30 protein-coding genes and 1 tRNA gene are annotated in these 25,609 nt (G+C 68.0%); 23 read left to right on the top strand and 8 right to left on the bottom strand.

The window, feature by feature from the left end; genetic code table 11:
• Positions 1 to 36 precede the first annotated feature (36 nt).
• From ACWC97_RS23090 to ACWC97_RS23075, 4 genes are all read left to right on the top strand, one after another.
• Complete coding sequence (locus tag ACWC97_RS23090; protein WP_450651282.1) at positions 37 to 315, top strand: hypothetical protein; 279 nt, start codon at positions 37 to 39, stop codon at positions 313 to 315.
• Between the two features lie 529 nt (positions 316 to 844).
• A complete protein-coding gene (locus tag ACWC97_RS23085) occupies positions 845 to 1,069 on the top strand; it encodes a hypothetical protein (protein ID WP_450651280.1) in 225 nt (74 codons plus the stop codon).
• 8 nt (positions 1,070 to 1,077) lie between these two features.
• A complete protein-coding gene (locus ACWC97_RS23080) occupies positions 1,078 to 1,809 on the top strand; it encodes a GntR family transcriptional regulator (RefSeq protein ID WP_450651374.1) in 732 nt (243 codons plus the stop codon).
• Positions 1,806 to 2,114: a hypothetical protein gene (locus tag ACWC97_RS23075; RefSeq protein WP_450651278.1), complete on the top strand. Its 309-nt coding sequence runs from the start codon at positions 1,806 to 1,808 to the stop codon at positions 2,112 to 2,114. Before ACWC97_RS23080 ends, ACWC97_RS23075 begins: the two co-directional genes overlap by 4 nt.
• A gap of 292 nt (positions 2,115 to 2,406) precedes the next feature.
• On the opposite strand, the gene ACWC97_RS23070 is transcribed toward ACWC97_RS23075, so the two are convergent.
• Both ACWC97_RS23070 and ACWC97_RS23065 read right to left on the bottom strand, forming a co-directional pair.
• On the bottom strand, positions 2,407 to 3,051 hold the full coding sequence (locus tag ACWC97_RS23070) for a hypothetical protein (RefSeq protein WP_450651277.1): 645 nt from the start codon (positions 3,049 to 3,051) through the stop codon (positions 2,407 to 2,409).
• A 310-nt stretch (positions 3,052 to 3,361) separates the two neighbouring features.
• Entirely contained in the window at positions 3,362 to 3,928 is a 567-nt protein-coding gene (locus tag ACWC97_RS23065) for a hypothetical protein (RefSeq protein ID WP_450651275.1), read from the bottom strand.
• Between the two features lie 539 nt (positions 3,929 to 4,467).
• Here ACWC97_RS23065 and ACWC97_RS23060 point away from each other — a divergent pair.
• The 3 genes from ACWC97_RS23060 to ACWC97_RS23050 are packed head-to-tail and all read left to right on the top strand — an operon-like array spanning position 4,468 to position 7,222.
• Positions 4,468 to 5,592, top strand: a complete 1,125-nt coding sequence (locus tag ACWC97_RS23060; RefSeq protein ID WP_450651273.1) for a nucleoid-associated protein — start codon at positions 4,468 to 4,470, stop codon at positions 5,590 to 5,592.
• Between the two features lie 5 nt (positions 5,593 to 5,597).
• On the top strand, positions 5,598 to 6,581 hold the full coding sequence (locus ACWC97_RS23055) for a hypothetical protein (protein ID WP_450651271.1): 984 nt from the start codon (positions 5,598 to 5,600) through the stop codon (positions 6,579 to 6,581).
• 47 nt (positions 6,582 to 6,628) lie between these two features.
• Positions 6,629 to 7,222: a hypothetical protein gene (locus ACWC97_RS23050; RefSeq protein WP_450651269.1), complete on the top strand. Its 594-nt coding sequence runs from the start codon at positions 6,629 to 6,631 to the stop codon at positions 7,220 to 7,222.
• Positions 7,223 to 7,591: 369 nt separating this feature from the next.
• Here the strand turns inward: ACWC97_RS23050 and ACWC97_RS23045 are convergent, their stop codons facing one another.
• Positions 7,592 to 8,056: an NUDIX hydrolase gene (locus ACWC97_RS23045; RefSeq protein ID WP_450651267.1), complete on the bottom strand. Its 465-nt coding sequence runs from the start codon at positions 8,054 to 8,056 to the stop codon at positions 7,592 to 7,594.
• 18 nt (positions 8,057 to 8,074) lie between these two features.
• On the opposite strand from ACWC97_RS23045, the gene ACWC97_RS23040 reads away from it, so the two are divergent.
• From ACWC97_RS23040 to ACWC97_RS22990, 11 genes are all read left to right on the top strand, one after another.
• A complete protein-coding gene (locus tag ACWC97_RS23040) occupies positions 8,075 to 8,854 on the top strand; it encodes a GntR family transcriptional regulator (protein WP_450651265.1) in 780 nt (259 codons plus the stop codon).
• Positions 8,855 to 8,993: 139 nt separating this feature from the next.
• Positions 8,994 to 9,350 carry an SCO3933 family regulatory protein gene (locus ACWC97_RS23035; protein ID WP_450651263.1) on the top strand — a complete coding sequence of 119 codons (357 nt, stop codon included), beginning with the start codon at positions 8,994 to 8,996 and terminating at the stop codon, positions 9,348 to 9,350.
• A gap of 3 nt (positions 9,351 to 9,353) precedes the next feature.
• Positions 9,354 to 10,709, top strand: a complete 1,356-nt coding sequence (locus tag ACWC97_RS23030; protein ID WP_450651262.1) for an FtsK/SpoIIIE domain-containing protein — start codon at positions 9,354 to 9,356, stop codon at positions 10,707 to 10,709.
• Between the two features lie 82 nt (positions 10,710 to 10,791).
• Positions 10,792 to 11,457, top strand: a complete 666-nt coding sequence (locus tag ACWC97_RS23025; protein WP_450651260.1) for a DUF2637 domain-containing protein — start codon at positions 10,792 to 10,794, stop codon at positions 11,455 to 11,457.
• Between the two features lie 19 nt (positions 11,458 to 11,476).
• Positions 11,477 to 11,671, top strand: coding sequence for a hypothetical protein (locus ACWC97_RS23020; protein WP_450651258.1), 195 nt, complete (start codon positions 11,477 to 11,479; stop codon positions 11,669 to 11,671).
• 1 nt (position 11,672) lies between these two features.
• Entirely contained in the window at positions 11,673 to 11,864 is a 192-nt protein-coding gene (locus ACWC97_RS23015) for a mobile element transfer protein (RefSeq protein ID WP_383920488.1), read from the top strand.
• Between the two features lie 13 nt (positions 11,865 to 11,877).
• Positions 11,878 to 12,033 carry a hypothetical protein gene (locus ACWC97_RS23010; RefSeq protein WP_266690365.1) on the top strand — a complete coding sequence of 52 codons (156 nt, stop codon included), beginning with the start codon at positions 11,878 to 11,880 and terminating at the stop codon, positions 12,031 to 12,033.
• Positions 12,034 to 12,056: 23 nt separating this feature from the next.
• Positions 12,057 to 12,374, top strand: coding sequence for a SpdD-like protein (locus tag ACWC97_RS23005; protein WP_450651255.1), 318 nt, complete (start codon positions 12,057 to 12,059; stop codon positions 12,372 to 12,374).
• Between the two features lie 111 nt (positions 12,375 to 12,485).
• Positions 12,486 to 13,865, top strand: a complete 1,380-nt coding sequence (gene repSA, locus ACWC97_RS23000; RefSeq protein ID WP_450651372.1) for a replication initiator protein RepSA — start codon at positions 12,486 to 12,488, stop codon at positions 13,863 to 13,865.
• Entirely contained in the window at positions 13,862 to 14,053 is a 192-nt protein-coding gene (locus ACWC97_RS22995) for a helix-turn-helix domain-containing protein (protein WP_450651254.1), read from the top strand. Before repSA ends, ACWC97_RS22995 begins: the two co-directional genes overlap by 4 nt.
• On the top strand, positions 14,053 to 15,207 hold the full coding sequence (locus ACWC97_RS22990; RefSeq protein WP_385543791.1) for a tyrosine-type recombinase/integrase: 1,155 nt from the start codon (positions 14,053 to 14,055) through the stop codon (positions 15,205 to 15,207). Before ACWC97_RS22995 ends, ACWC97_RS22990 begins: the two co-directional genes overlap by 1 nt.
• Positions 15,208 to 15,287: 80 nt before the next feature.
• On the opposite strand, the gene ACWC97_RS22985 is transcribed toward ACWC97_RS22990, so the two are convergent.
• Positions 15,288 to 15,360 (bottom strand) — tRNA-Arg (locus ACWC97_RS22985).
• 210 nt (positions 15,361 to 15,570) lie between these two features.
• Positions 15,571 to 16,089, bottom strand: coding sequence for an SRPBCC family protein (locus ACWC97_RS22980; protein ID WP_450651252.1), 519 nt, complete (start codon positions 16,087 to 16,089; stop codon positions 15,571 to 15,573).
• Between the two features lie 332 nt (positions 16,090 to 16,421).
• Between ACWC97_RS22980 and ACWC97_RS22975 the strand changes: the two genes are divergently transcribed.
• Positions 16,422 to 17,000, top strand: a complete 579-nt coding sequence (locus ACWC97_RS22975) for a TlpA family protein disulfide reductase (protein ID WP_450651250.1) — start codon at positions 16,422 to 16,424, stop codon at positions 16,998 to 17,000.
• 121 nt (positions 17,001 to 17,121) lie between these two features.
• Here the strand turns inward: ACWC97_RS22975 and ACWC97_RS22970 are convergent, their stop codons facing one another.
• The gene (locus ACWC97_RS22970) at positions 17,122 to 18,396 is read right to left on the bottom strand and encodes a M6 family metalloprotease domain-containing protein (protein ID WP_450651248.1); all 1,275 of its coding nucleotides are present in this window, start codon (positions 18,394 to 18,396) and stop codon (positions 17,122 to 17,124) included.
• Between the two features lie 288 nt (positions 18,397 to 18,684).
• Between ACWC97_RS22970 and ACWC97_RS22965 the strand changes: the two genes are divergently transcribed.
• Together ACWC97_RS22965 and ACWC97_RS22960 are read left to right on the top strand one after the other, a co-directional pair.
• Entirely contained in the window at positions 18,685 to 19,497 is an 813-nt protein-coding gene (locus ACWC97_RS22965) for a TetR/AcrR family transcriptional regulator (RefSeq protein ID WP_450651246.1), read from the top strand.
• Positions 19,498 to 19,729: 232 nt separating this feature from the next.
• Positions 19,730 to 21,259 (top strand): MFS transporter, encoded by a 1,530-nt coding sequence (locus tag ACWC97_RS22960; protein WP_352278135.1) that lies wholly within the window; start codon positions 19,730 to 19,732, stop codon positions 21,257 to 21,259.
• 228 nt (positions 21,260 to 21,487) lie between these two features.
• Here ACWC97_RS22960 and ACWC97_RS22955 read toward each other — a convergent pair whose 3' ends face one another.
• Entirely contained in the window at positions 21,488 to 22,000 is a 513-nt protein-coding gene (locus tag ACWC97_RS22955; protein WP_385207022.1) for a MarR family winged helix-turn-helix transcriptional regulator, read from the bottom strand.
• A 138-nt stretch (positions 22,001 to 22,138) separates the two neighbouring features.
• Here ACWC97_RS22955 and ACWC97_RS22950 point away from each other — a divergent pair, with 138 nt between their 5' ends.
• A complete protein-coding gene (locus ACWC97_RS22950) occupies positions 22,139 to 22,921 on the top strand; it encodes a dioxygenase family protein (RefSeq protein WP_352278138.1) in 783 nt (260 codons plus the stop codon).
• Positions 22,922 to 23,017: 96 nt separating this feature from the next.
• Here ACWC97_RS22950 and ACWC97_RS22945 read toward each other — a convergent pair whose 3' ends face one another.
• Positions 23,018 to 24,058: a questin oxidase family protein gene (locus ACWC97_RS22945; RefSeq protein ID WP_450651243.1), complete on the bottom strand. Its 1,041-nt coding sequence runs from the start codon at positions 24,056 to 24,058 to the stop codon at positions 23,018 to 23,020.
• Between the two features lie 484 nt (positions 24,059 to 24,542).
• Here ACWC97_RS22945 and ACWC97_RS22940 point away from each other — a divergent pair, with 484 nt between their 5' ends.
• A complete protein-coding gene (locus tag ACWC97_RS22940; RefSeq protein ID WP_352278141.1) occupies positions 24,543 to 25,541 on the top strand; it encodes a sigma-70 family RNA polymerase sigma factor in 999 nt (332 codons plus the stop codon).
• Positions 25,542 to 25,609 lie beyond the last annotated feature (68 nt).

Here is a 25,609-nt window from a genome sequence, read left to right as displayed (position 1 = left end):
TCACTGAAGGTGATCGTTGGTGACGGAGGCCGACCTGTGCCCGCTTCGGGAGTTAGCGCGGCGGCCATCGCCGCCCGGCTGTCCGCCCTCGGGCTGCCCGCGCGAACGGAGGAACGAACCCGGCATACGTCGGTGGAAGCGCAGGTGCCCGATGCGCTCTCCGTCGAGTCATGGCGGGAGGTCCTGGACGTGGTGGCTGAGGCTGATCGGTTCGGACTTCTCGCCACCAGCATGAACGGCCGCACCTTATGGGCGGTCGTACGCAAAGCGGTCCCCGCGACGGGCGATGTCGGGGGACCGAGCTATCAGCGATAGGAGCTGAACAGCGTGCTCAACCGTATCCGCCGCGCCTTTGCCCTCGCCAGGGCGCGCTACTGCTCAAAAGGCAGGCACCGCCGTGCGTTAACGCCGTCCTGCCCTCCGGCGTCCCCGCTCGCCTCCCATGAAACCGTTGGCGTGCCGACTCCTTTCCTGGGCCGGGCAACTGCCGACGTGGCGCCCCACCGAACCCTGCTCAGAGGGGAAGACGTTGCGCTCGTCCGCCCGTACGTGCTGGCCTCAGAAAGGCATGTTCGGGCAGGCTCGATGATCGCTGCTTCTCACCTGACGCTGGATGGCCGGGCGTTCCTCGCTGGAGGCCACTGATGCCACCTCGTCGACAACCACACGTCTCAGGTATCTCAGTCGTCTCCTATCGCTCAACCGATTGCAGGATCGGCACACACGCCTGCTGCACGGAATCCTCCCCGGCCTTGGTATCGGACGACCTCCCGGTGATCTGCGAAGCGTGTGACTGCCCGTGCCACTCGTCTCCCGTCCCGTGCATGCCCACGGAGGTGACACGGTGAGCGCGTGGGCCCCTGGCGGTGTGCTGGTCTCCAGCATCGAGATCACTGCGGCCACTGTTCGGCGCGGCGACGTCATCCAACTCGGCGGCCAGGCCTGCCGGGTGGGAGATCTTATTCAGCTTCCCCAGGGAGCGAAACAATTGCTCTTCGAGTCGGGCGAGCTGCTGACCATGCACGCGCGTACCCGGTTTGTCGCCATGCGCATTCTGAGAAGGCGGTGACCGGCTCCATGCGCTCACGCCACTCCGACATTGCCGACGATCTTCGTCAGCAGATCACCGCTGGCTGTATTCAGCCCAGCGAACGTCTGCCGTCCGAAGCCGACCTTGCCGACCAGTACAAGGTCAGCACGGTGACCCTCCGGAGAGCCCTCGCCGTACTCCAGGGTGAAGGCCTCGTGGAGAAGATCCACGGCAAAGGCAACTTCGCCCGTCGCCCTCACCGCAAGATCTTGTATGTCGGCGGCTGGGGCACCCTGGACCCCCGGACTGCCGCCGAGCCGGCATCGCGCGTCACCGTCCGCAGCAACATCGTTCAGGCCCAAGCGCACCTCACGACCCTGCTGAAGGTGCCATTGGGCAGTCCCATCGTGGAGATCACCTGCATCAGCCATGAAGGGGAGTCTCCGCGCGGTCTGGCTCGCATCTATATGCCTCGCGACCTGGCCCCGGCCGGAATGTTCGAAGACGACTCCACGTGCCGAGACGCAGCCACAAGATTCGCCGTACTCACCCCGCCTCCGGCCGCTCTCCGAGAGGCCGTGTGCGCTCGTCCCCCGACACCGGACGAAGCATCAACCCTTCGCCTCGGCCCGGCATCGGTCGTCCTCTCCATCACCCGCATCGCCACCGACCCCACCGGCCGAGTCATTGAAGCTGCGCTCCTGGCGTTCCCGGGAGATCGCGTAGACGCCGTCTTCACTACCCACCACGTGACCGACGAGAGGCAGACCCAAGAATGACTGCACGGAACGAACTGCGACTCCTCCCGTGGACGGGCCCGGACGGCAAACCGTGCTACCTGAGCACCGACGATCGGGGTGGTTACGTGTCCCGCCTGGCGGACAACATCGAAGCGGTCCAACTAGGCTCGGCTGCCCAGCTGCTGGAGCAAGCCTCCGACACCCTCGACGACCAGGACGCAGTCCTTGACGAGATGCGATGCCTGATCAAAGAGCTGACCGGGGCTCTGCGGGACATCCTCCGCGTCGCAACTAGCCGCGGCCACCTTCTGGCGACGAGCGAACCGCGTGAGCCCGCCTTCTGAGCTACGCTTCCGCTGATCTGCGCAGCAAGAGAAGTCCACGGCTCTGACCAGCTCAGACGCCGTGGGCTTCTGGCGTTGTCTGCCGACTTCGGCTGACCTTGGACAGCACGAGGACCACTTCGTCCCGAAGCAACTTGGGATGCTGACTGTCCTTGGGGCGATGCGCTTGTCACCTGCGCTGATGGTCCGCTGACGTCCACGGTTGTTCGCGACTGTCTGTCACGGTCGTCACACAGTGAGGCAATCATCGGGCGCAGACCTGTGTGCGGCCGGGACAGCTCTCGGTACACCGCTAAGCGGGTTTTCCATTCCAGTCGTCGAGATGATCACGGGCCACGTCAAGGAACCCTGCGATCGCATTCGACGCAGCTCCGATGGAGGCTGCTACCTCGCGGTATCGGATCAGGGGGCCTTCCGTAATGATCGTGAGATCATCGCTGTCTACTGACATGAAGGGGCTGCTTTGGACCAGTCCGACGTAGCTCTCCAGGTCACCCAACGCGTCCCCGCACTTCTCAAGCACTACATACGCTTCTTCGGCGACGACCTTTGGGCCAGCGAGCCTTACGCGGATCGCGGCATCGCCCATCGGGTCTAGTTGGGTGAGTAGGTCTTGCAGGGATGGGATTGCACCACGGCGTTCGCCTTCTCCGGCGCTTTGGCTGTATGCCCCGACTGAGTTGACGGCGTCTTGGATCTGACTTAGTGCCAGGCGCGCCGCCTTGGCGAACTCCTGGTAGGAGTCCATCCGTGTCTGCCGAACGGACATGCCGTAGGCGTCGGCTCCCGATTTCGCGGCAGCACCCACGGTTCCCCGGCTGGAGAAACGGGCGGCGGCAACGGTGGCCACCCCTCCCACCAGGGCGCCGGCCACGCCAGCTATGGCGGCGATGGAGGCCGTGTTCGTTCCCTCAGACGCAAGTTGAATGGCTATCACAGGTCTGGCTCCAGTGCCCTGAGGTTGGTTCTTTGTACGCGGATCGCACGGTACAGCTGCACGCCCGCCCTGTAGAGGGCGTGATTTCGCCACCCGCGGGTCCTGCTCCTCTGGGTCGTACAGGCGCAGAGAAGAAGCGCGTTCTGGTCCGTAGCTCTATGCGGGTGGGCCAACAACGGCCGTAGCGGTCACGCAGGGGCCCGGGACGCGCGCCGTCGACCGTGAGGGAACGCTGGGGTTGCTGTACTTCGCTGCTGTACAGCGAGGACCCGGGCTCAGCTCGGCGCTGGCAGGTGGGCGCGGAGGCCAATCAGTTTTCATCTCCTGGCGCAGAACCACCAGAACCGAGATTCAAGTCGCCATTTTGGATCAAGCGATACAAATGCTTCGTCGACATGCGCCGCTGAAATTGCGCATGCGTAAAGACGTCATGGCGGGAAACCTGAAGGGCTGAGCCAGGGGCGAGCAACCACCTCGCAAGGTCGCGGTCGTCACGCCGGACGGCGTCCTCAACCTGTTGCTGCAACCGCCTCATCAGGTCACCAAAGGACCCATAGAAGAAGTCATCGTTATTTGTAGGCGGGATCTTTGTCATGGCCTGGTAGGCGGATTCCCGCAGCTCATCTGCGCGGGCCGTGAACGCTGGCTCGTCAACGCGCTGGCCGTCAGCTAGCCGTACACACGTGCGCAGGAGGTACTCGATCCACGCCTGCCCCGTGGCCCGAATCTCGCCAACCAATTGGGCGTCCCGCGCCTTACGCGCCCTGTTGGCCTCAGTCGCGTTTTTCCTCACTTTCCACACCTGAACTGCCGAAGCCGCTCCCCCCACGGCGAGACCAGCCGCTCCGCTGACGATCGCGGTCACGAGTTCACTCACGAGGGGAGTCTGACACGTGACGACCGATGGCCGTAGGCAGTAGAAGGGGGCCTGGCTTTGAATCTGGACGTTCGTAGTGGAGCGGGAGACGAGCATTGGACTCGAGCTCTCAGCTTGGGAATCACCGCACGCTCTTCAGGGATCAGGCGTCTGACCAGTGCTGGCAGAGACCGCCAGGTGAGTCTTAGATGTTGACAGCGCACCTTGGTGTCCGTCGCTGCCCCTTCCTTCTGGCACGTGTGTGGCACGGCTGTGGAAGGGGCCGCTGAGACACCTGGGATGCACTGCTACGGCACCACACTGCTGAGGTGGAGGACAGCTCCAGGCCGTTGAACAGCTCATATTGAGACAGACGACGCGAGTCACTCCCCAGGAATGTCGCGGTGTGTCACCATGCGGGCACGAGGGGGCGGTCGACTGGTGGGCTTGGCGGCGTGCTGGTGCGGCCCCGAGCGACTCACCTGCTGGAGGGTCGCTACCTGGTGGATTCAGAGGCCGATGTGGGTTTCCACGTCTGAGAGCAGTTACGGGTAGGTAAGTTGCGGACCAATTTTGGCGATCTCGTTATTGAGCAGGCGATCGTGCACGTCGTTCCGCAGCGCCGACGCTCCGACCCTACGGAGGAAATCCCCCTCAGCGAGACGGTTTGCAACCTCAACGATGCCGTCCGTACAGCGCTGCAGGCCAAGCTTCGCGGTGTACTGGCAGCGACGGGAAGAGAGATCGAAGAGGATCCGGAATCGAAGTCATCGCTTCCGGAGTATGTCCACGCCTTCCTGACTGGCGAGTCCGACCTTGTCGAAGTGTCGGCGGACATGGTCCATCTCCTCCGTAATAGCCAAACGGGAGTGAGTCCTGCCGGCCTGCTATTGGTAGCTGATGCCAGGTTGTCCGGAATGCGTGCGCTGCTCCTTGTTAAGTTGGAGCAGGAGACCGGAATGCAGGCAAAAGAGACTTACTCTAACGGCTTGCGGACTTTCGACATGCAGTACTTTGCTGATCTTCTTTTCACTGAAAAGTCCAAGGTCTACAAGATTGCATTGTTCTCCGAAGAGGGAATCTCGGAGGAGGGTATCGAAGGTTGGGCTGCCGACCGGCAAATGACCGGAAAAATGGCGCGCTTCTTCCTCGAGAGATTTCTGGGATGTCGGCAGAAGAACGAACCCCGGGAGGTGACTCGGCGATTCCATGACGCGACGACGGAATGGATTAATAAGTACGTCACTGATCCTGATATTCGCATCAACTATATTATGGCCACGTTGTCAGAGTTGCAGAGCCCGGTGCCAGTGCTCGATCCGACCGCATTTGCGCAACAGCATCTAGATATCACTCATCGCGATGATTTTACGGCGTATCTGCACACGGCTGATGTTCCTGCCAGAGCCTTCGATAAAGACATTGAAGCACTGGAATCACGTTTGAAGAATATGCGCGTAGCCTTTGCCAATGGAGTCTTTATCGTAGCGCCGGTTGATGCCATGCACGATGATGAGATCGTGCAGCTGGAAGATCAAGGTGACGGCCGTACTAGCGTCATAATTACTGGCACAGTCACGAATGCGGCAGCGTATGCCCCGCCCGGAGGGCGTAAACGCGTGGTCGACAAGACGGCTGAGGAGCCTTCATCTCAGAAGGGCGACGATGACTCGCTCCCTGCGTGACGGCCATGAGCACTTCTGAAGCGGCCCAAGAGCGCTATCGTCGAGAGCGCCCTCAAATCGAGTGTGCGGCACGTCTTACCGCGGCCCACATTCGTAGACGCGCAGCACGTGCACGCATCAGCTGCGAAGTGTCCTTCCGTGCCAAGGAAGTGCGCAGCTTCATCCTGAAAGCGCAGCACAAGGACTATCAAGATCCATGGGTGCAGATAACGGATAAGGCTGGCGTGCGGATTGTCGTACAGCACCAAGGCTTGCTGGATCCGGCGCTTGACCTGGTCAGAGAAACGCTCACTCTCGTGGGTGAGCCTGAGGACAACCGGAACACCCTCGGGGCGGAAGATCGGCTTCAGTACCCGCGCCTTCACGTGCAAGCTGTGGCCTGGGGCGATCAGGTCAGCGAGGATGGCCGGCCCTATGAGTGCGAGATCCAGATCCGCACCGAGGCCACAGACCTGTGGGCGCGCATGTCGCACAAGCTCATGTACAAACCTGCCTCTACGCCCGTACCCTCGGATGTCAGACGCTCGCTGTACCGTTTGATTGCGCTGGTCGAACTATACGATCTCGAGGTCCAACGGGGGGTTGAAGCCTTGGCAGATCACCCTGATGTTGCGCTTAGTAACAACTTGCTCCACGAGGCTGAGCACATCTTCCGCACCTTCACCGATCACGACTACAGGCGTGACCTTTCCGAAGAGATCGTAGATGTCCTGGTGCAAACTATTCCAAAGGACTCAAACTACGTTGATCAGTTGGAGAGGTTTGCCGCCGAGCGACGGCCCGATCTAGAGAGGGCCTACAAGGACTACGGTCCCGCGAGTGAACAATTCCTGCAGCACGGTCGCTACATACTGGCTAGTCAACCAGAAAGCCTGATCATTTTTGAGCGGCTCTCGACGGCGAAACTGCTTTTACAGGGTCTTTGGTCTGACGAGTTACCTGAGTCCATGCTGAGTGACATGGCTAATGCGTGGGGGGTGTCCCTTTGACCAGGCCGGCGCAGCCGGAGGTTTCAGCGGCAGTTGCAGCTACGGCGATGTTCGTTGAAGTCCTTGTGGTAGGAATTGGATCTCTGGCCGCGTTGGTTGTGTTCCTTGTCTCCTTAGCCGGAGTGAAGAACGCTTCTCATCTGGCGCCCCTAGCTGAATCAACAGTGATTGCCGGGCTTGCCCTTGCTTTTGCGTATGCCTTGGGGATCCTTGTGGATCGAGGTGCGGATTCAGTTTTAACGTCAAAGCGGCGCCAGTTTCGTGCGCGCTATTTTGCGTCGAGCGCCACCTACGCCGAGGCGCAGCGAGCAATTTCGTCAAACCCTGACCTAGTGGCACGCGCAGACTATGCACGCTCCCGAATGCGCATTTGTCGGGGTTGGGTATTCAATAGCTTGCTTTTGTTCATTGCGATCGATTTTGCGATTATGCGATTCCCGCTAGAGGGGCGCATTCTGATGATTTCCGCCACTACCGTAATTGGTGTCCTTCTTGTTTTGGGCTTCTATGTAGCTTGGCGCAACATCACCTTGACGAGTTACAGGAAGCTCGCTTTACAGGCTCGGCCTATGGTTCCACATCTATTCCCTCAGCAAGCGGCCACGGTTACGCGCGACGAGTCTGAGGGTTCGGCATTATGAGAGCGTCGGGTATTGATGTGAGGTCGGCGGAGCGGGTTTGGCCGGTGTCCTGCCCGGTTTGGGGTCGAGCATGATCAGGGGGCCGTACGCTGGCCGGCAACTCGGGCAGGCTGTGATCCTGCCCGGAATTTGAACGAGTGGCCCCCTGGTCTTGCTCGACGCGGGACCCGAACCGGGGAGGTGGCTAAAGCCGTGGAGCCGACCGCCCCAGCCACAGCGGGTTTCTCCCCCACCGTGGTGCTCGCTCTAGCCGCGCGACCGGCGTAGCTGGGGCCAGAGCGGGCCGGAGGCAGGAGCGTCAGGCCCCGGCGGTGAGCCGGGGAGCGCGCGGCGAGCGGAGCGAGGCGCCTTGATGAAGTAGGGAAAGTCTTACCCCGCTGTGATGAGGTGCTTGCCGTCGTGGCTTCGTACGTGGGGGCCGTTGCCGTCCAAGGCGTCCAGAAGCCTGATCGCGTAGACCTCGGACATGCGCTCGCTGACCTCTTCGGGTGTGAGCCAGGAGACGGCTGTCGACTCGCTTGATGTGCGCTCGGTTCCGCCGGAGGGCTTGCAGCGGAAGACCAGGGCGACGATGCCTCGGGTGGTGTTCTTGTAGACGCCGGTGAGTTCGTCGACCTCGACGTGAATGCCTGTCTCTTCCCAGACCTCGCGGGCTACGCCGGCCTCCGGGGTCTCGTTCAGTTCGAGTACGCCGCCGGGGAGTTCCCAGGTGCCGTTGTCGGCTCGGCGGATCGCCAGGAGGCGCCCGTCTTCGCGCACCACGACTCCGGCTACGGATACGGAGTGCAGGGGCGGCGACGTTGCTTCCTGTGATTGACTCATGTACAGGAGCATAGGAGGCGGGGAAGGACTATGGGAACTGCGGTAGAGGGGGGCAGGTCCGGGCCTCGGTACGTACAGATCGCGGACGAGATCGTGCAGCAGATCAGGGCTGGTGTGCTCAAGCCTGGCGACATGGTGCCGAGTGAGTCTGAGTTGGTGGACCGCTATGGCGTGTCCGGTGGGACGATCCGCAAGGCCATGGTCGAAGTGCGGGCGAGCGGGCTCGTCGAGACCCGGCACGGCAAGGGCTCGATCGTGAAGGACCGGCCGCCGGTACGGCACCGTTCCTCCGACCGCTTCCGGCGCTCACTCCGCCAGGGCGGCAAGGCCGCGTACCTCGCGGAGTCCGCGCAGTCCGGCGCCACTGCCAAGGTGAGCGTCCTCTACATCGGGCCCATGGAGGCCCCCGCGGATGCGGCCCAGCGACTCGGCGTCCCCGTCGGTACTCAGGTGCTCGCCCGGCGGCGCCTCTACTTCCGCAACGGGACCCCGGTCGAGACCGCCTCCTCGTATCTCCCGTGGGACGTGGTGAAGGAGATCCCGGAGCTGTTCGCCGAGAACCCCGGCGGCGGTGGCATCTATGCCCGACTCGAAGACCACGGGCATGAGTTCGCTGAGTTCGTAGAGACGCTGCAAGCCCGGCCGGCCTCCAAGGCGGAAGCCACCGAGCTGGCGCTCAGCCCGGGTGCGCCGGTGGTTCACCTCATCCGGGAGGCCCGTACGACGACCGGCCTCGTGGTTGAGGTCTGCGACACGCTCATGGCTGCTGACCAGTTCGTTTTCGAGTATCGGATCCCGGCCGGCGACTGACGCTCGATCAACTTCCTGCAACCCGTCGTGACTTCGATGTCGCGGCGGGTTGACTCATGTACAGGAGTGATGCACTCTTCTTCATGCCACTCATATACATGAGTGGCGGAGTTCAGCATCTATAGAGGAGTGATCCGCTGTGCGTCAGATCCCCGTCGACACCTCCGCCGCGACCGTGATGGTTGCCAAGACCCCGCAGCCGAAGGTGAAGGACCGCCGTACCGGCGAGATCGCCACCGACGCCGAGACCGGCGCACAGCTGATGACCGTGGACGTGATGTTTGCGGCCAACGACGAGGTCGAGATCCTGTCCGTCACCGTCCCGGAGACCGGCATCTCCGGCGACCTGACCATGGGCACCCCGGCCGCGCTCACGGGGCTGATCGCCCGGCCGTGGGAGAACGAGTTCAACGGCCAGAAGCGGCACGGCATCGCCTTCCGCGCGGTTGCCGTCACCTCGCTGGCCATCATGGGCACGGCCTCGAAGGCGGCCTGAGCCATGACGTGGCCGACGGTCTTACTTCTGGTGGTCGTCGCCGCTGCGGGTCTCCTGCGGTGGCGGCGTCCCGCCTGGTACTGGCTGACCTTCGGGGTCACCCTCGCTGTCGTGCGCGTCCTGGTCCGCTACGCCTCCGTCATGGAGGCCTGTGGGCTGACGGTCCCGCCCTCGCGCTGGCGGCTGATGCTGGCCCGGATAGCGAACCGACCGGCGCCGGAATCCCGCGCGCCGCGCATCCTGCGGCTGCGACCCACCCACACCGGCCTGGTCCTCAGGCTCAAACTCCGCCCGGGACAGGACGCCTTCGACGTCGCCGCCGCCTCGGACCGGCTGCGCCACTCCTTCGGGATGTACGGCGTGACCTCCCGAGAGCTGCGCTCCGGTGTGGTCGAGATCCGGATGACCGGCTACGACGTACTCAAACGGGTGCAGATGCCGGCCAAGACCGACACCCGACCGATGCGCATCCCGGTCGCGCTGCGGGAGGACGGCTCGGTTCACTACCGCGACTACCGCGCCGTCCCGCACGGTCTGACCCTCGGCGCCACGGAGTCCGGCAAGTCCGTCTACCAGCGCAACCTCGTCGCCGGGCTCGCCCCACACCACGTCGCGTTGGTCGGCATCGACTGCAAGCAAGGGGTCGAGCTGTTCCCGCTGGCACACCGGTTCTCCGCGCTCGCCGACAACCCCGACACCGCATTGGAGTTGCTGGAGGCGCTGGTGTCCCACATGCAGGACGTGTATCAACTCATTCGCGCCGAGCAGCGGGTCAGCGTCGCCGTGCCGGACGCGGAGATCGCCGCCGACATCTGGGACCTGCCCGAGGATCTACGGCCGGTTCCGGTCGTCGTCCTGGTCGACGAGGTCGCCGAACTCGCCCTCTTCGCCAACAAGGAGGAAGAGAAGCGGCGCGACCGGATCATCACCGCCCTGGTCCGTCTCGCCCAACTCGGCCGCGCGGCCGGCGTCTACCTGGAAATCTGCGGGCAGCGCTTCGGCTCCGAACTCGGCAAGGGCATCACGATGCTCCGCGCCCAGCTCACCGGCCGCACCGCGCACCGCGTCAACGACGAGACGTCCGCGAACATGGCCTTCGGCGACATTGCGCCGGATGCCGTACTCGCCGCCATCCAGATTCCTGCCGAGACACGCGGCATTGCCATCGCCGCGGACTCCACCGGCGGCTGGCACCGCATCCGCGCCCCGCACACCTCGCTGCGCCAAGCCGTGAGCGTCTGCAACAAGTACGCCGACCGCACGCCCGAGCTGCCCGCCCTCGCGCCCTTCCGGCCCGCGGTCGCCCCGCTGCACTCGGCCCGCGTGCCGCTGTCCAAGACAGCCCCCGCCACCGCCTGACCCACCCCTCCCACGGTCGGCGCGACCGCCCTTCGCGCCGGTTCCCTACCCCCGCCATGCCTGATCACAGGAAGGAGCCGTGATGGCCCGCCCCGCTCTCCGCATCGACGCCGTACTCGTTCAGGCCGTTATCGCCGGGGCACTGTCCTTCGCCCACCTGCACGACCTTGCCGCCGCTGCCGGACAGACCGGCTGGAAGGCCTGGGCCTATCCGGTCTCGGTAGACCTGCTCCTGGTCGCCGCCTGGCGTCGGCTGCGTGCCGATGGGCCGTCCCGGCTGGCCTGGTGCTGGTTCCTCATCGCCCTGGTCGCCTCCCTCGGCGCCAACGTCGCCACCGCCGGACTGCTCGACCTGAACGACGTCCCGGCCTGGCTGCGCATCCTCGTCGCCGCCTGGCCCGCCCTGGCCTTCATGGGCGGCACCCTCCTCGCCCACTCACCCGCGGACCGCTCCCCGGCTCCGCCGGCACCTTCCGCCCCGGCTTCGGACCACGAGCCCGAGACGGATCACGACGCCGTCGCCGCTGAGTCGAGCCGGGTACCCGAACCCGTCGCCGCCCCGGATCCCGAGGAAACCGCGGCCCTGCCCACAGCCGTGCCGGTCCCGGCCGCGCTGGTCGCCCACGCCCGCAAGGTCGCCGACGACCACCACGCCCGCACCGGCGCTCGGATCGACACCGAAACCCTCCGCGCCCGCCTCGGCGTCCCGCCCCATCTCGCCGACGCCATCGCCGCCCAACTCGCCTGATCCAGAAGGGAGACAAGCCATGACCCGTGACCCGGCCGATCTGACCGCGGCCGACTACCTCGACGGTGCCCGCGAGATGACCGCCGCCAACCGGCCCTACCTCGCCCACCTGCTCGCCGAGGAAGCCGCCCAGCGCACCACCGACCCGCCCACTGCCGTCGGCAACCGCGCCACCTTCCCCGACCCGACCACCACCCGAGAGGAAACCGACTGACATGCCTGCCCGCGACTTCTTCCACTCCGTGATGCGGATCGGCCCCGTGCAGATCGGCACCCACCGCGACCGCCGCGGCCGGACCAAGCACGCCGCCGTGTGTACCAACGACGGGTGCGGCTGGTCCGCCGACTACTCCAGCCAGTCCGCCGCACAGCTCGCCGCCCGCACCCACCGCTGCCGCGTCAGCTAGGAGGCCGACCCCGATGGACGTTCCGCTCTGGCTCGCGCTGCTCACCGTCGGCTACCTCGGCGTCAAGCTCATCCGCCCGCCCTGGTGGCTCATCGCCGTGCTTCTCCTCGGCGGCTTCCTCCTCGCCGACAGCGTGCTTGCCCCCGTCGTCAACGGCTTCGTCAAGTAACACGACCCGAAGGGAGAACACCGATGCTCCGCCCGAAGATCCCGACCAACCCCACACCCACCGGTCACGTCATGCCACCCGTGCTGGTGGAGCCGACCACAGTCGTGCCGAGTGCGCAGGTTCTACCGCCTGCTCCGGTCGCTCCGATGCAGTCCCAGCCCACGGTGCAGCTCACCCCGGGCACCGCCCTCGCCCTCGTCGGCAGCGGGGCGGCCGTGGTCCTGGTCGTCGGCGCCGTCCTGGTCTCCATGCTTCTCGCGGTCGCCATCACCGGCGCCTCGGTAGCCCTCTGCGCCCTGGTGATCCGCTTCCTTGTCAACACCGACGCCAAGCGACGCTGACCGGCCCCCGGGCGGCCTCGATACCGCCAAGCATCCGCCGCCCGGGCGCCGTCCCCTGTCCGATCTCACAACCGGAAGGAAGAACCCAGCATGGCGCATCACGCCTCGCCCATGCCTGCCCCGCTGCTCGACCCGACCACCCTCGGCGACCTCCTACGGGTGGCCTCGGCCCCTGACTACACGCGCTGGGAGGACCAGATCCGCCGTACCGGCGGCTGCTCCGACCCCATCCACCTGACCGGCTGGACCCTCCACAAGGACAAGACCACCGGCGAGACCCTGCACCACTACACCACCGCCAACGAGCCCGGCGGACGTCTCCGCCTCGCCTGCGGCAACCGCCGTGCCTCCCGCTGCCCCTCCTGCGCCTGGACCTACGCGGGCGACACCTACCACCTCATCCGCGCGGGCTTGGCCGGTGACGACTGCCGGGACGTCCCCACCACCGTCAGGGACCACCCCCGCGTCTTCGCCACCCTCACCGCCCCTTCCTTCGGCCCGGTCCACAACCGGCCCGACCGCGGCGTCTGCCGCTGCGGCGTCCAGCACACCCCGGACGCATCGGAACTGGGCACTGCCCTCGACCCCGCCACGTACGACTACGCGGGCGCCGTCCTGTTCAACAACCACGCCGGATACCTCTGGCAGCGCTTCACCACCCGCCTGCGTCGCGAACTCGCCGCCCGCGCTGGCCTTACCCGCCGAGAACTCGCCGACCGCCTCCGCGTCTCCTACGGCAAGGTCGCCGAATTCCAGAAGCGTGGCGCCCTGCACTTCCACGCAGTGATCCGGCTCGACGGCCCAGAGGGGCCTGGAACGCCGCCACCCGCCTGGGCAACGGTCGATCTGCTCGCCGACTCGATCCACGCAGCTGCGGCGCACTCCTACACGTCCGTCTCCGTCCCGTCCGCCGGGGACCAACCGGCCCGGTCCTTCCGCTGGGGAACACAGCTCGACGTCCGCCCGGTGAAGGCCTTCGGTGACGGCTCCGACATCACCGAACAGGCCGTTGCCTCCTACGTCGCCAAGTACTCCACCAAGGCGGCCGAGAACACCGGCACCCTTGACCGCCGCATCGGGGAACTCGCCGAACTCGACCGCCATCAGGTCCCGGATCACACCCGCCGCCTGATCACCGCATGCCGCGACCTGGACAGCCTCTACCCGGACCGGCGCCTCTGGGCCTGGGCGCACATGCTCGGCTTCCGCGGCCACTTCTCCTCCAAGTCCCGCCGCTACTCCACCACCCTCGGCGCTCTCCGCCAGGCCCGCGCCGACTACCGAGCCGCCCAGGAAGCCGCCGCCCTGGGGCTGGAGGACCGCGAACCGGACACCGTCCTCGTCCTCACCGACTGGCAGTACTCCGGCCACGGCCACACCCCCGGTGAATCCGCCCTTACCGCCTCAATCGCCAGGGATCTCCAGCTCAACCGGGAGACGGCGCGCGAAGCACTGCAAGACCAACTCACCCTGGAAGGGGCCGCAGCATGAACATCGCCGTCACCGCCGAACTGCTGACCGTGCCGGAAGTCATGGCGCGCCTCAAGGTCGGACGCTCGAAGGTCTACGACCTGATCCGCTCGCGCCGTCTCGTCTCGATCAAGATCGATGGGGCTCGTCGTATCCCCGATGTCGCCGTTCGTGACTTCGTCCTCGGCCAGATCGAGGAGGCTGCCTGATGGCCGGTCAGCGCAAGCGCAATCCCAACGGCGCCGGCACCATCACCAAGCGCAAGGACGGCCGTTACCAGTGCGCGGTCTACGTCCTTCAGCCGGACGGCACCCGCGCCCGCAAGTTCGCGTACGGCAAGACCTGGGCCGAGTGCGACGCCAAGCGCCGGGAACTGCTCGACAAGGTCGACCAGGGCGTGCCCGTGCCCACCCGTTCGGCCAAGCTCTCCGAGTGGCTGCCGTACTGGCTGGACAACGTCATCAAGCCTCGACGGAAGCTCAGTACGTACGACAAGTACGAGGCACATGTCCGGCTGTACCTGGTGCCGTTGATCGGCGCCAAGCGGCTTGAATCGCTCGGCGTCGCCGACGTACGCCGTTTCCTCGTCCGTCTGGAGAAGGAGACGACTGCGGCGACCGCTAAGGAATCCCATCGTGTCCTGCGATCGGCGCTCTCCTCCGCCTGCCGCGAGGAACTGATCACGCGCAACGTCGCCAAGCTCGTCGAGCCGCCCCGAACCGACAACCGCGAACTGAAGCCCTGGACTCTCGACGAAACGTTGGACTTCCTCGCGGCCTCCCGTAAGGACCCGCTGTACGCGGCCTTCGTGCTCGCCATCGCCCTGGGGCTCCGCCGGGGCGAGATCGTCGGCCTCCGCTGGTCGGACCTCGACCTGGACAACCGCGTCCTCCACGTCCGCCAGCAGACCCAGCGCCGTCGGGGCGTCCTCTACGACGACGATCCCAAGAGCCGCCGTCGCCGGGTCGTCCCGCTGCCGGCCCTCTGCATTGCGCCCCTGCGCTGGCACCGGATGCGGCAGGCAGCTGCTCGTGCCAAGGCGGGGGAGCGGTGGGAGGAGTCCGGCTACGTCTTCACCACCCGCACCGGCCGCCAGGTCGAGCCTCGGAACGTCTACCGCTCCTTCACCCGCGTCGCCCAGTCCGCCGGCCTCCGCGTGATCCGGTTGCACGACGCTCGGCACGGCACGGCCACGCTCCTCACGGCGGCTGGGGTCGCGCCCCGCGTCGTGATGGAGATCCTTGGGCACTCCCAGATCAGCATCACCATGGACGTGTACACGCACGTCGTGCAGGACACGCAGCGCGAGGCCATGAGCCACATGGACCGGCTGCTCAGGAAGAGGCGCCCCGGTCGTCAGTGACCGCCCTCGTTGATGTCAGAAGTGGATGTCAAAGGCCGATCACCTCCGAAAATCCGGAAGTGATCGGCCTTTGACCTGTGTGCCCCCGGCAGGATTCGAACCTGCGACACCCGCTTTAGGAGAGCGGTGCTCTATCCCCTGAGCTACGGAGGCGGGGATGCGCCGGAAGTGTTTCCGAAAGCCTGTGCTGAGAGCAAGGGGTTTCGGGTCGGCTGCCGACAAGGTGGTGGCGGGTGGGCCGATCAAGGCCCGGGCCACCGCCGACAGTGTAGCGGTTGGGTGGAAGCGGTGTCGGTGCGCGATGGCGGCTTTCGCGTCGGGGTGGCCCGGGGTGGTGGCGGGGTCCGAGGGCGCTGACCCGGGTCAGTGGCCGGGGGTGGTCTCGGCCTCGGCCTTGATGCCGGCCAGGGTGGTCTCGATGCCGGTGCGGAGCAGGCCGATGCGGCCCCCGACGATCTCCTCCTCCTTCTCCGGGTACTTCTCCACGTACGCGTTCAGCGGGCCCCGGGCCGGGCCGAGGGTCATGCCGTGGCGCAGGCGGGTGGCGGTGCCGTCGGCGAGGGGCTCCAGGGTGTACGTCCAGATGGAGAGCGGGTCGCCGCCGGGGGTGTCCCCGTAGACGACCGCCCACGCGAAGGCGTGCGGCTCGGAGAGTTCCGTGATGCGGCTGACGGTGCGCCAGTCGCCCAGCATCTCGTTGTGGTTGCGGCCGGTGAAACAGGCGCCGATCGCCGGGCCCTCGGCGCCGTCGAGCCACTCCACCTCCTGGAGCTCCGGGCTGTACCGGGTGGAGGTGGTGATGTCCGAGACCAGCTCCCACACCCGCTTCGGCGGGGCGGCGATGTCGGTCACGCACTCCACGCGGGCATCGGCGAGACGCATGTTCATCCTCCAGGGACGGATCGGACGCGCCGCCGTCGGTGGTCCTGCCCGGCGGCGCGCGGTACGGGAACGGCCCGGATCGCAGGCCGTGTTCACCGTACCCGGGCGCCCTCCGCCGGATGGCGGCGGGCGGGCCCGGCGGCCGGTCGGGCAAGGGGGCGGTAGTGGGCGGAAGTTGGGGTGGGCGTACGGTTCTGAGTGCCCAACGGAAACGTTCGGTACGGGGGGTTCGGAACGGGCTGTCCTGATCCGTCCGTTTCTTCAGTACGCACGGGGAACCCCCGGCCCGGACGTCGGGTGGCGCCTGACCGACGCCGCCCCGAAGGACCCCCATGAAACTCCTGAAACTCCCCATAGTCCCCCTACTCGCCGCCCTCGCCTGCGTCGGAGCCCTGATCGCGGCGATCACGGCCGGCGGGAGCCCCGGAACGCCCAAGGGCTACCACCGCGGCGAGAACGGCACGCTGACGATCGAGAGCGCGTACCGGCCCGGCGCGCCGGACTACACCGGCATCGGGCTCGACGGCCGCCCTGTGCGGCTGTCCGACTTCGACGGGAAGGTCGTCGTGATCACCGCCTGGGCCTCCTCGTGCGACGCCTGCCGCGGGCAGGCCGAGGTCATGGCCCGGTTCCAGCGGAAGGCGGCGGAGCGGGGCGACGCCGCCGTCGTGGGGCTGAGCCGGGACAGCTCCTCCGAGATGGCCCGGGTCTTCACCGAGAAGCACGACATGCCGTACCCGAACGTCCTCGATCCGAGCGGCAAGCGCCTTCTCAACCTGCCCAAGGGGGTGCTGGCCACCCACGGGGTGCCCGTCACCCTGATCGTGGATCCGCGCGGGCGGATCGCCGCGACGGCCTCCGAGCCCGTCACCGAGAGCCGCCTGGAGCGCCTGGTCGCCACCGCCCGCTGATGCCCGGCTGCTGTCCCGGGCAACCGATGCCCGCCCGCTGTGTCGGCCAACTGATGTCCGCCCGCCTTGGTGTGCCCGCTGACGGCCGCCCGCCGGCGCCCCGGCCCCGTCGCCGGAGGGCTCACGGGCGGGATACCCGGACCCGGTACTTCCCGTCGTCCTTGTCGACCACGGCTATCCGGATGCCGTGCTTCTTGTCGGTGAAGGTCTGGCCCGGCAGGAAGGCGGCGTCGGAGAGCTCGGTGTGCACATTGGGCAGCCGGGTGCATCCGGCGCTGCCCTTGGTGCTGTCCATGACGGAGACCGGCCCCTGCCCGGTGTCGACGTCCGAGCTCACCTTGTAGATCAGCACCCCCGGGCGGCAGATCGCCCGGTCGTTGCCGCCCGGGGCGCGCACCTCCACCGCGTAGCCGGTCGTGTCGCTCAGCGGGACGAACGCCAGCTTGGTGCCGCCCCTGGCGGACAGCGGGCCGAGCAGGTGGTCGGTGGTGCCGGGGCGGGCGGCGCAGCTGATCTGTTTGTTGTCGAGCCAGCCGAGCTTCCACTTGTGCCAGCCCAGCAGATCGTTGTTGGCCCCCCAGTCCTCGGACATGATGTCCCAGTGCCCGACCGCGCCGCCGCCGGTGGGGGTGTACAGGTCGGGGAGGCCGAAGACGTGGCCGTTCTCGTGCGGCAGTACGCGGTAGCCGTCCCGGGCGAACGAGCCGGAGCCGTCGTCCTGGCGGCTGTAGATGAACGAGGTGTTGGCGAGCGGGACGCCGTCCGCGCGGGGGGCCTCGTTGTTGCCGGAGAAGGTCACGGACAGCACGGTGTCCAGTGCGGACGGACCGGCGTTCGGGGTGACCAACACGTTGACCAGGTCGTACTTGGCGAAGTCGACCTTCGGGTCGGCGACGGAGACGAGGTCCTTGACGAGCTTGCGGTAGCCCGGCTCGTACGGTGACCCCCGGTCTATCCCGTACGCGGAGAACGGCCGGGGCATTCGCAGCCAGGTCTTCAGCGGGGCGTCGGGCCGGTAGTCGAGCTGTCCGTACGAGGCGGTCCGGAACCACTTGGTGGTCTGCGGGAAGAACTCCGCGTACCGGTCCATCGCGGGACCGGAGCCCGGCGCGTCCGGGAAGTCGATCATGAGGTTGAGGGCGCGTATCCGGCCCGTCGAGCGGGCGTATCCCGTTGGTGTCGGCATCCCCTCCGACATCTGTACGCCCATGGTCGCCGGTATTCGGCACGGCGTTATGCCCGCGGCGCTGATGGTGGAGTCCGGTCCCGCCGAGGCCTGGTCGGGGTCCGGGAGAACGCTGCTGGCCGTGGCCAGAGATGCTATGACCAGGGCTGTCGTGGAGGCGAGCACGATCGGGCGGCGGTGGTCGCGTATCCGGCGGCGGGGATTCTCCATGCAGTCGCCTCGGGGTCCGCGGCAGTCGGCCGACCCTGACTGCGCTCTGCGGTTCAGCCTGTTGCGGGTGGTGCGCGGGCGCTCGCTGGGTGCGCCGTTCGGCTGGTTCTCCGCCGCGAAGGTGTGACGCGGGTCACGAGAAGGGTGGGAAATAACCGGGGACTGCTTCCCCGTTTGCACCCGTGTCCCCGCGAAACGGGGAAGTGGTCCCCGGTTGCACCGGGGAGCATGAGGGAGAACGAGGCCGCCCCCGGGCGGTCCGACAGAGCAGGGAAGGGGACGGTCGTCATGGACACCGCGAGCAGCACCACGGCCGGAGCCGACCCGTCCCAGTGGGATCACTCCCAGTCGGACCTCTCTCAGTCGGCCCCGTCCTACTCGGGCTCCGCCCAGTCGGGCTCCGCCCAGTCGGGCTCCGCCCAGTCGGACTCCGCCCAGTCGGGCCCCTCCCGGCAGGCCCCTCCCCGGCGGGCCCCCTCCCGCCCGGCCCGCCCGAGGGCCGACGCCGTGCGCAACCGCGAGCGGATCGTGATGGCCGCGCGCGAGATGTTCGTCGAGTTCGGCCCCGAGGTCCCGCTCGACGACGTCGCCCGGCGCGCGGGCGTCGGCAACGCCACGCTCTACCGGAACTTCCCCGACCGGGCCGCCCTGGTGCACGAGGTCGTGCTCTCGGTCACCTCCCGTACCACCGAACGGGCGCGGGAGGCGGCGGCCGAGGAGCCCGACGCCTTCGCCGCGCTCAGCCGCTTCGTGCACGCGGCGGCCGACGAGCGGATCGGGGCCCTGTGCCCGATGCTCTCCGGCGGCTTCGACAAGGACCACCCCGACCTGCTCGCCGAGCGCCGGCACCTCGACGAGGCCGTCGACGGGCTCGTGTCGCGCGCCATGGACGAGGGCCGGCTGCGCACCGACATCGCCGTCGGGGACGTGATCGTCGCCCTCTCCCAGCTCACCCGGCCGCTGCCCGGCATCGGTTGCCCGGACATCGACCGCTTCACCCACCGTCATCTGCAGCTTTTCCTGGACGGACTCCAGGCCCCGGCCCGGTCCGAACTCCCGGGCACGGCTGCGACCTTGGAGGATCTGCGGCTCCGGTCCTGATCCCCGACCCGACCTCCACCCCCGGCCGCCGAGGCGCCCCGGGGTCGGCCTCCCACGCCCGCCCGCGCCCCTAGCCCGTACTCACGACTCCCTTTACCGGCCGCCGACTTCACCGGTGCCGCCGGTCCATGACGACTCCTCGCACCCATAACCCCACGTACACGACTTACGTAACCCGACTCACGTACACGACGTACGCGACGTACACGCGCGTTCCTAGGTGGATATCCCCATGTCGAAAACAGCCGACCTCCGACTCCCGGACCCCAGCCGCTGGAAGGCCCTGGCGTTCATAGCCCTGGCACAGCTGATGGTGGTGCTCGACGCCACGATCGTGAACATCGCGCTGCCGCACGCGCAGACCGCCCTGGACATCTCCGACGCCAACAAGCAGTGGGTCATCACGGCGTACGCCCTCGCCTTCGGCGGGCTGTTGCTCTTCGGCGGCCGGATCGCCGACCTCTGGGGCCGCAAGCGGGCCTTCGTCGTCGGTCTGGTCGGCTTCGCGCTGGCCTCCGCGCTGGGCGGCGCCGCGCAGAACCAGGCCATGCTCTTCGGCTCCCGCGCACTCCAGGGCGTGTTCGGGGCGCTGCTCGCCCCGGCCGCGCTCTCGCTCCTGGCCGTGATGTTCACCGACGCCCGGGAACGCGCCAAGGCGTTCGGTATCTACGGTGCGATCGCCGGGGGCGGCGGCGCCGTCGGACTGATCCTCGGCGGCTTCCTGACCCAGGCGCTGAACTGGCGCTGGACGTTCTTCGTCAACATCCCGTTCGCCGTCGTCGCGGCGGCGGGCGCCTACTTCGTGATCCGTGAGCCGTCCGGCAGCCGCAACCGCTCCGCCCTCGACATCCCGGGCGTCCTGCTCTCCGCGCTGGGCCTGGTCTCGCTGGTGTACGGGTTCACCCGCGCCGAGTCCGCGGGCTGGTCGGACGGGCTGACCATCGGCATGTTCGTCGCCGCCGCCGTGCTGCTGCTCGCCTTCGTGCTGACCGAGTCCAAGGTCGCGTCGCCGCTGCTGCCGCTGCGCGTGCTGCTGGACCGCAACCGGGGCGGTGTCTACCTCTCGCTGGGGCTCGCCGTCATCGCGATGTTCGGGCTGTTCCTCTTCCTGACGTACTACCTCCAGGTCGTGCGGGGCTACTCGCCGATCAGGACCGGCTTCGCCTTCCTCCCGATGATCGCGGGCATGATCACCGGCTCGACGCAGATCGGCGCCCGGCTGATGACCCGGGTCCCGGCCCGCAAGCTGATGGGCCCCGGCTTCCTGGTCGCCGCCGTCGGCATGCTGCTGCTGACCCGGCTGGACATCGACTCCTCGTACGCCGCGGTCGTCCTGCCCGGACAGCTGCTGATGGGCCTCGGCATGGGCACGGCGTTCATGCCGGCCATGTCCCTGGCCACGCACGGTGTCGAGCCCCGGGACTCCGGGGTGGCCTCCGCGATGGTCAACACCTCGCAGCAGGTGGGCGGCGCGATCGGTACGGCGCTGCTGAACACCATCGCCGCCTCGGCCGCGACCGCGTACGCCACCTCGCACGCCGCGCTCGGCGCCCGGGACCCGGAGCTGCTGAAGCTCCAGGCGATGGTGCACGGCTTCACCGGCGCCATCTGGTGGGCGGTGGGCATCCTGGTGGCCGCCTCCGTCATCGCGGTGGCCTTCATCGACGCGGGCCGTCCCGGATCCGGCCCGGCGTCCGGAGGCCCGGGGGCGGGCGCCGACGGCGCCGAGGACGAGGTGCGGATGCCGGTCGTCGCCCACTGACCCGCCAGGTGAACGCGCGCCGCGCCCCGGTCCCCGTACACACGGGGGCCGGGGCGCGGTCGCACGCACGAAGGTGCGGTCGTACGGACGGAACGGACGCGGAGGTTCGGGTCGCGGCCGTACGCGGGCCGAGTCGGGGAGCGGTCGTACGCGAGCCGGGTCGGGAGTGGTCGTACGTGGGCCCGGGCGCGCGTTCCTACGCGGGCCGGGCACGTTCGTGCGCGGCGGTCAGCGGAGCCAGGGCAGGTCCGCGTCCGTGCCCTCCGGCTCCAGCCCGGCGGCGATGACCCGCATGATCTCGCCCAGCGCGTCCGCCTGCTCGGGGGTGAGCCGGTCGAAGATCGCCTGGCGGACGGCGTCCACGTGGCCCGGGGCCGAGCGGCGCAGCATCGCGAAACCGTCGTCGGTGAGGACCGCGTTCTGGCCGCGCTTGTCGGACGGGCACTCCTCGCGGCGCACCCATCCGTTCTTCTCCAGCCGGGCGACGGCGTGCGAGAGCCGCGAACGGGTGATCTTGGCGTCCTTGGCCAGCTCCGTCATCCGCTTCTGGCGGCGGGGGGCCTGGGAGAGCTGGACGAGCAGGCCGTAGTAGATGTGCGGCATACCGGCATCGCGCTGCAACTGGCGGTCCAGGTGATCCTCCATGAGCGTGGTGGCATGGAGGTAGGCGCGCCAGACGTGCTGCTCGTCGTCGGAGAGCCAGCGGGGCTCGTCGGTGGATGCCGTGGTCATGTGCTCCACTCTACGCCTTTTCTTGAAAGTTGAACTAGATAGGGCTAAGGTCTCCGGTGAGAGGAAGCTTGAAGATTAAAGAATGCTTCCTTCTCAAAGACCCGCCAGTAGAAGACTTACCTGGATCGGCGACGGATGGGGAGTGCCATGACAGTCACCGCGGAGCGCATGCCCGCCCTCTACCTCTCGCACGGCGCCCCGCCGCTGGCCGACGACCCGGTCTGGCCCGGCGAGCTGGCCGCCTGGTCGGCCGAGCTGCCCCGGCCGCGCGCGATCCTGATGGTCTCCGCGCACTGGGAGGAGGCCCCGCTGGCGCTCGGTGCCACGGAGCGGGCCCCGCTCATCTACGACTTCTGGGGTTTCCCCGAGCACTACTACCGCGTCCAGTACGCCGCCCCTGGTGCACCGGAGCTGGCGGAGAGCGTCCGCAAACTGCTCCGGGGCGCGGGTACGCCGGTCCAGGACATCCCGGACCGCGGGCTCGACCACGGCGCGTACGTCCCGCTCGTCGAGATGTTCCCGGACGCCGACGTCCCCGTCCTCCAGATCTCCCTGCCGACGCTGGACCCGCAGCGGCTCATGGAGATCGGGCGGAAGCTCGCGCCGCTGCGCGACGAGGGCGTACTGATCGTCGGCAGCGGCTTCTTCACCCACAACCTGGCCGCCCTGCGCCACACCGGCGGGGGTGTTCCCGGCTGGTCGGCGGAGTTCGACGACTGGGGGAACCGGGCGCTCCAGGCGCAGGACGTCGACGCGCTGCTGGACTTCGAGCACAAGTCCCCGGCCGGCCGCCTGGCCCACCCGCGCACCGAGCACTTCGCGCCGCTCTTCGTGACGCTCGGTGCCTCGGAGGGCGAGCTGGACCAGGGGCGCAGCGTCATCGACGGCTTCTGGATGGGGCTCGCGAAGCGCTCGGTGCAGTTCGGCTGAGCCGCCCCGCCGGTGCTCCCCGACCGGCGGCTCCCTCCCGCACTACGCGTCTCCCCCGTACTGCCCGCCCTTCCCGCGCTGTCCGCCCTTCCCGCGCTATCCGACCGGCGGGTTCAGTTCGATCGAGCGGAGGGCGGCGGCGAGGGCCGTCGCGTCGCCGACGTCCAGCGCGGTGTCGGTGAACTTGATGGTGTGGTCGTCGCCGTGCGCCGCCGCCCGGGCGAACAGCTCCTCGGCGGAGGCGCCCGCCGGCCGGTACGGGGCGGCCTCGGCCGGGCCGTACGCGGCGGTGACCGCGGCGCTCGCGGCCCAGGCCGCCGCCGTGCTCGGTGCCCACAGCGTGCGGGGGAGCGCGGGCAGGGTGCGCAGCACCGCGTTGGGCGCGGTCGCCGCGTGCACCAGCATGACCGGCTCCCCGTGGCCGTGCGTGGCGTACCGGTGCGTGGCGGCCGTGACCAGCTCCGTCAGCCGGGCCCGCGCCTGGTCCGGGTCGCCGGTGACCTCCCCGGGCCAGACCGGGAACGCGCCGAGCTGCGCCAGCCGGTCCCGGATGCCGCCGCTCTGGTCCGGAACGGGAGGCACCGCGTCCAGCGCCGCCGCCGCGGACCGGGCGGGCGCCAACGGGGTCAGCGCGGGCAGCGGCTGATGGCGGGCGGCCCAGTAGCCCAGCCCGTGCGCCAGTTCCGCGACCCGGGGTGCGGTCTCCTCCCCGGCGAGCAGGGTGCGTACGGAGTGGCCGACCCGGATCACCGGGTGGGTGGCGCCCGCCGCGATGCCGGGCAGCAGCCGGGGCCACCACTCGGCCAGCACCTCCCGCCAGGGGCGTTCCCCGGTCTCCCGCAGGAAGTACTCCGTCCAGTCGGCGACCCGGCGGTGGTCGCCGAGCGCCTCGCGCCAGTTGTCGGCGGTCACCCGGGTCGAGGTCTCCGGCATGTCCTCCAGCTTGTGCCGGTAGCCGTCGAGCCAGTGGTGGACGGCCGGTGCCTGACCGTGCCTGACCAGGGCCTCGACGGCCATCGGGGCATGGTTGCTCAGCCAGCCGCCGTGTTCGGGCCCGGAGGCGTGCAGCCGTTCCAGCGCCTCGTCCAGTGTGCCGGTGTCGTCGCTCGATGTGTGGTCGCTCGGTGTGTTCCCCATGCCGGAACACGCTAGGCACGGGCCGGACGCTGCGTAACGGGCCACGGTCCCGGGTCGCCCCGTGCTCAGGGCTTAGGGCTTAGGGCTGTGGCCCGGGGGTGTACGAGCAACCCGGGGTCCCGCGACCCGGGGTCCCGGGGGTGTACGAGCAACCCGGGAGTCGGCCGGGCCGTCTCTCCTGGCGGGAACGCGAGTGGGGCTTCCGCCGTTCAGGAGGCGAGGGGGCCTGTATGTGTGAGCGCGGTCTCATGTGACGGGCGCGGCGAACGTTCCGGGGGACTGTCGGAACGCTCGCGAAGCCCCGCCTGACCTGCGGTTCCGCAGGGCATTTCCGCATGCGTGCCGTCATGTGACGGCGCAGGATACTGCATGATCGAGAAAAAGAATGCCAGGCGTGGGAATTCTGTCCGGATTCCAGTCGTTGTTTCCATCGGATGCAGGGCACCCGGGAGGGTGTCGCGACCTACTCAGCAAGGGAGCACGCATGGCAACCCGTGCCGTCGCCCGTCGTTCGTCCGCCACCTCTGGGACCAGCCGGGCGAGCAGTGTTCGCGCCTCGGGCGGAGAGATCGCCGATCGCGACCTGGTCGGCATGTACTTGGACGAGATCGCGCGAACGCCCCTGCTCGACGCAGCGAAGGAAGTCGAGCTGTCACAGGCCGTCGAGGCGGGCGTCTACGCCCAGCGGATACTCGACGGCGCGGTGGACAGCGAGGCGGGCGGGGCCACGCGTGAGGAGCTGGAGGCGCTGGTCGCCGACGGCGAGCGCGCCAAGGACGTATTCATCCGCTCCAACCTGAGGCTCGTCGTCGCCGTGGCCCGCCGATACCCGCGGGCCGGGCTGCCCCTGCTCGACCTGATCCAGGAGGGCAACGCGGGCCTGGTCCGCGCGGTCGAGAAGTTCGACTACGCCAAGGGCTTCAAGTTCTCCACGTACGCCACCTGGTGGATCCGTCAGGCGATCACCCGTTCCATAGCCGACCAGTCCCGCACGATCCGGCTCCCCGTCCACCTGGTGGAGGAGCTCGGCCGGATACGCCGGGTGCAGCGCGAGTTCAACCGTGAGCACGGCCGCGAGCCGGAGCACGCGGAGATCGCGGCCGAGCTGGACTCCACGCCGGAGCGCGTGGGCGACGTGCTGGACTGGGCCCGTGACCCGGTCAGCCTCAACATGTCCGTGGACGACGAGGGTGAGACGCAGTTCGGCGACCTGCTGGAGGACACCTCCGCTGTCTCGCCCGAGCAGTCCGTGCTGACGCTGCTGCGCAGCGAGGAGCTGGAGGACCTGATCGGCAAGCTCGACCACCGCACGGCGTCGATCATCCGCATGCGGTACGGCATCGAGGACGGCCGCGAGCGGACGCTCACCGAGGTCGGCAAGCAGCACGGCCTCACCCGTGAGCGGATCCGCCAGATCGAGAAGCACGCGTTGCTGGAGCTGAAGCGCATGGCGCACGACACGGGCTTCGACGCTGCGGCCTGACCGATTCATCCAGTAACATATGAAATGGGTCGCCTCGAGTGACCCGCCCCGAGCTGAGTCCCGGCGCC

This window comes from Streptomyces sp. NPDC001108 (assembly GCF_053598535.1).
Note: the sequence above shows the minus strand (reverse complement) of the source record. Positions and strands in the feature narration are given on the sequence as shown.

Coding starts and splice junctions, on each gene's coding strand:
- ACWC97_RS23080 (WP_450651374.1), top strand. CDS start 1,078: ATGCGCTCACGCCACTCCGACATTGCCGACGATCTTCGTCAGCAGATC.
- ACWC97_RS23075 (WP_450651278.1), top strand. CDS start 1,806: ATGACTGCACGGAACGAACTGCGACTCCTCCCGTGGACGGGCCCGGAC.
- ACWC97_RS23055 (WP_450651271.1), top strand. CDS start 5,598: ATGAGCACTTCTGAAGCGGCCCAAGAGCGCTATCGTCGAGAGCGCCCT.
- ACWC97_RS23050 (WP_450651269.1), top strand. CDS start 6,629: ATGTTCGTTGAAGTCCTTGTGGTAGGAATTGGATCTCTGGCCGCGTTG.
- ACWC97_RS23045 (WP_450651267.1), bottom strand. CDS start 8,056: ATGCTCCTGTACATGAGTCAATCACAGGAAGCAACGTCGCCGCCCCTG.
- ACWC97_RS23040 (WP_450651265.1), top strand. CDS start 8,075: ATGGGAACTGCGGTAGAGGGGGGCAGGTCCGGGCCTCGGTACGTACAG.
- ACWC97_RS23030 (WP_450651262.1), top strand. CDS start 9,354: ATGACGTGGCCGACGGTCTTACTTCTGGTGGTCGTCGCCGCTGCGGGT.
- ACWC97_RS23025 (WP_450651260.1), top strand. CDS start 10,792: ATGGCCCGCCCCGCTCTCCGCATCGACGCCGTACTCGTTCAGGCCGTT.
- ACWC97_RS23020 (WP_450651258.1), top strand. CDS start 11,477: ATGACCCGTGACCCGGCCGATCTGACCGCGGCCGACTACCTCGACGGT.
- ACWC97_RS23015 (WP_383920488.1), top strand. CDS start 11,673: ATGCCTGCCCGCGACTTCTTCCACTCCGTGATGCGGATCGGCCCCGTG.
- ACWC97_RS23010 (WP_266690365.1), top strand. CDS start 11,878: ATGGACGTTCCGCTCTGGCTCGCGCTGCTCACCGTCGGCTACCTCGGC.
- ACWC97_RS23005 (WP_450651255.1), top strand. CDS start 12,057: ATGCTCCGCCCGAAGATCCCGACCAACCCCACACCCACCGGTCACGTC.
- repSA (WP_450651372.1), top strand. CDS start 12,486: ATGCCTGCCCCGCTGCTCGACCCGACCACCCTCGGCGACCTCCTACGG.
- ACWC97_RS22995 (WP_450651254.1), top strand. CDS start 13,862: ATGAACATCGCCGTCACCGCCGAACTGCTGACCGTGCCGGAAGTCATG.
- ACWC97_RS22990 (WP_385543791.1), top strand. CDS start 14,053: ATGGCCGGTCAGCGCAAGCGCAATCCCAACGGCGCCGGCACCATCACC.
- ACWC97_RS22980 (WP_450651252.1), bottom strand. CDS start 16,089: ATGCGTCTCGCCGATGCCCGCGTGGAGTGCGTGACCGACATCGCCGCC.
- ACWC97_RS22975 (WP_450651250.1), top strand. CDS start 16,422: ATGAAACTCCTGAAACTCCCCATAGTCCCCCTACTCGCCGCCCTCGCC.
- ACWC97_RS22970 (WP_450651248.1), bottom strand. CDS start 18,396: ATGGAGAATCCCCGCCGCCGGATACGCGACCACCGCCGCCCGATCGTG.
- ACWC97_RS22965 (WP_450651246.1), top strand. CDS start 18,685: ATGGACACCGCGAGCAGCACCACGGCCGGAGCCGACCCGTCCCAGTGG.
- ACWC97_RS22960 (WP_352278135.1), top strand. CDS start 19,730: ATGTCGAAAACAGCCGACCTCCGACTCCCGGACCCCAGCCGCTGGAAG.
- ACWC97_RS22950 (WP_352278138.1), top strand. CDS start 22,139: ATGACAGTCACCGCGGAGCGCATGCCCGCCCTCTACCTCTCGCACGGC.
- ACWC97_RS22945 (WP_450651243.1), bottom strand. CDS start 24,058: ATGGGGAACACACCGAGCGACCACACATCGAGCGACGACACCGGCACA.
- ACWC97_RS22940 (WP_352278141.1), top strand. CDS start 24,543: ATGGCAACCCGTGCCGTCGCCCGTCGTTCGTCCGCCACCTCTGGGACC.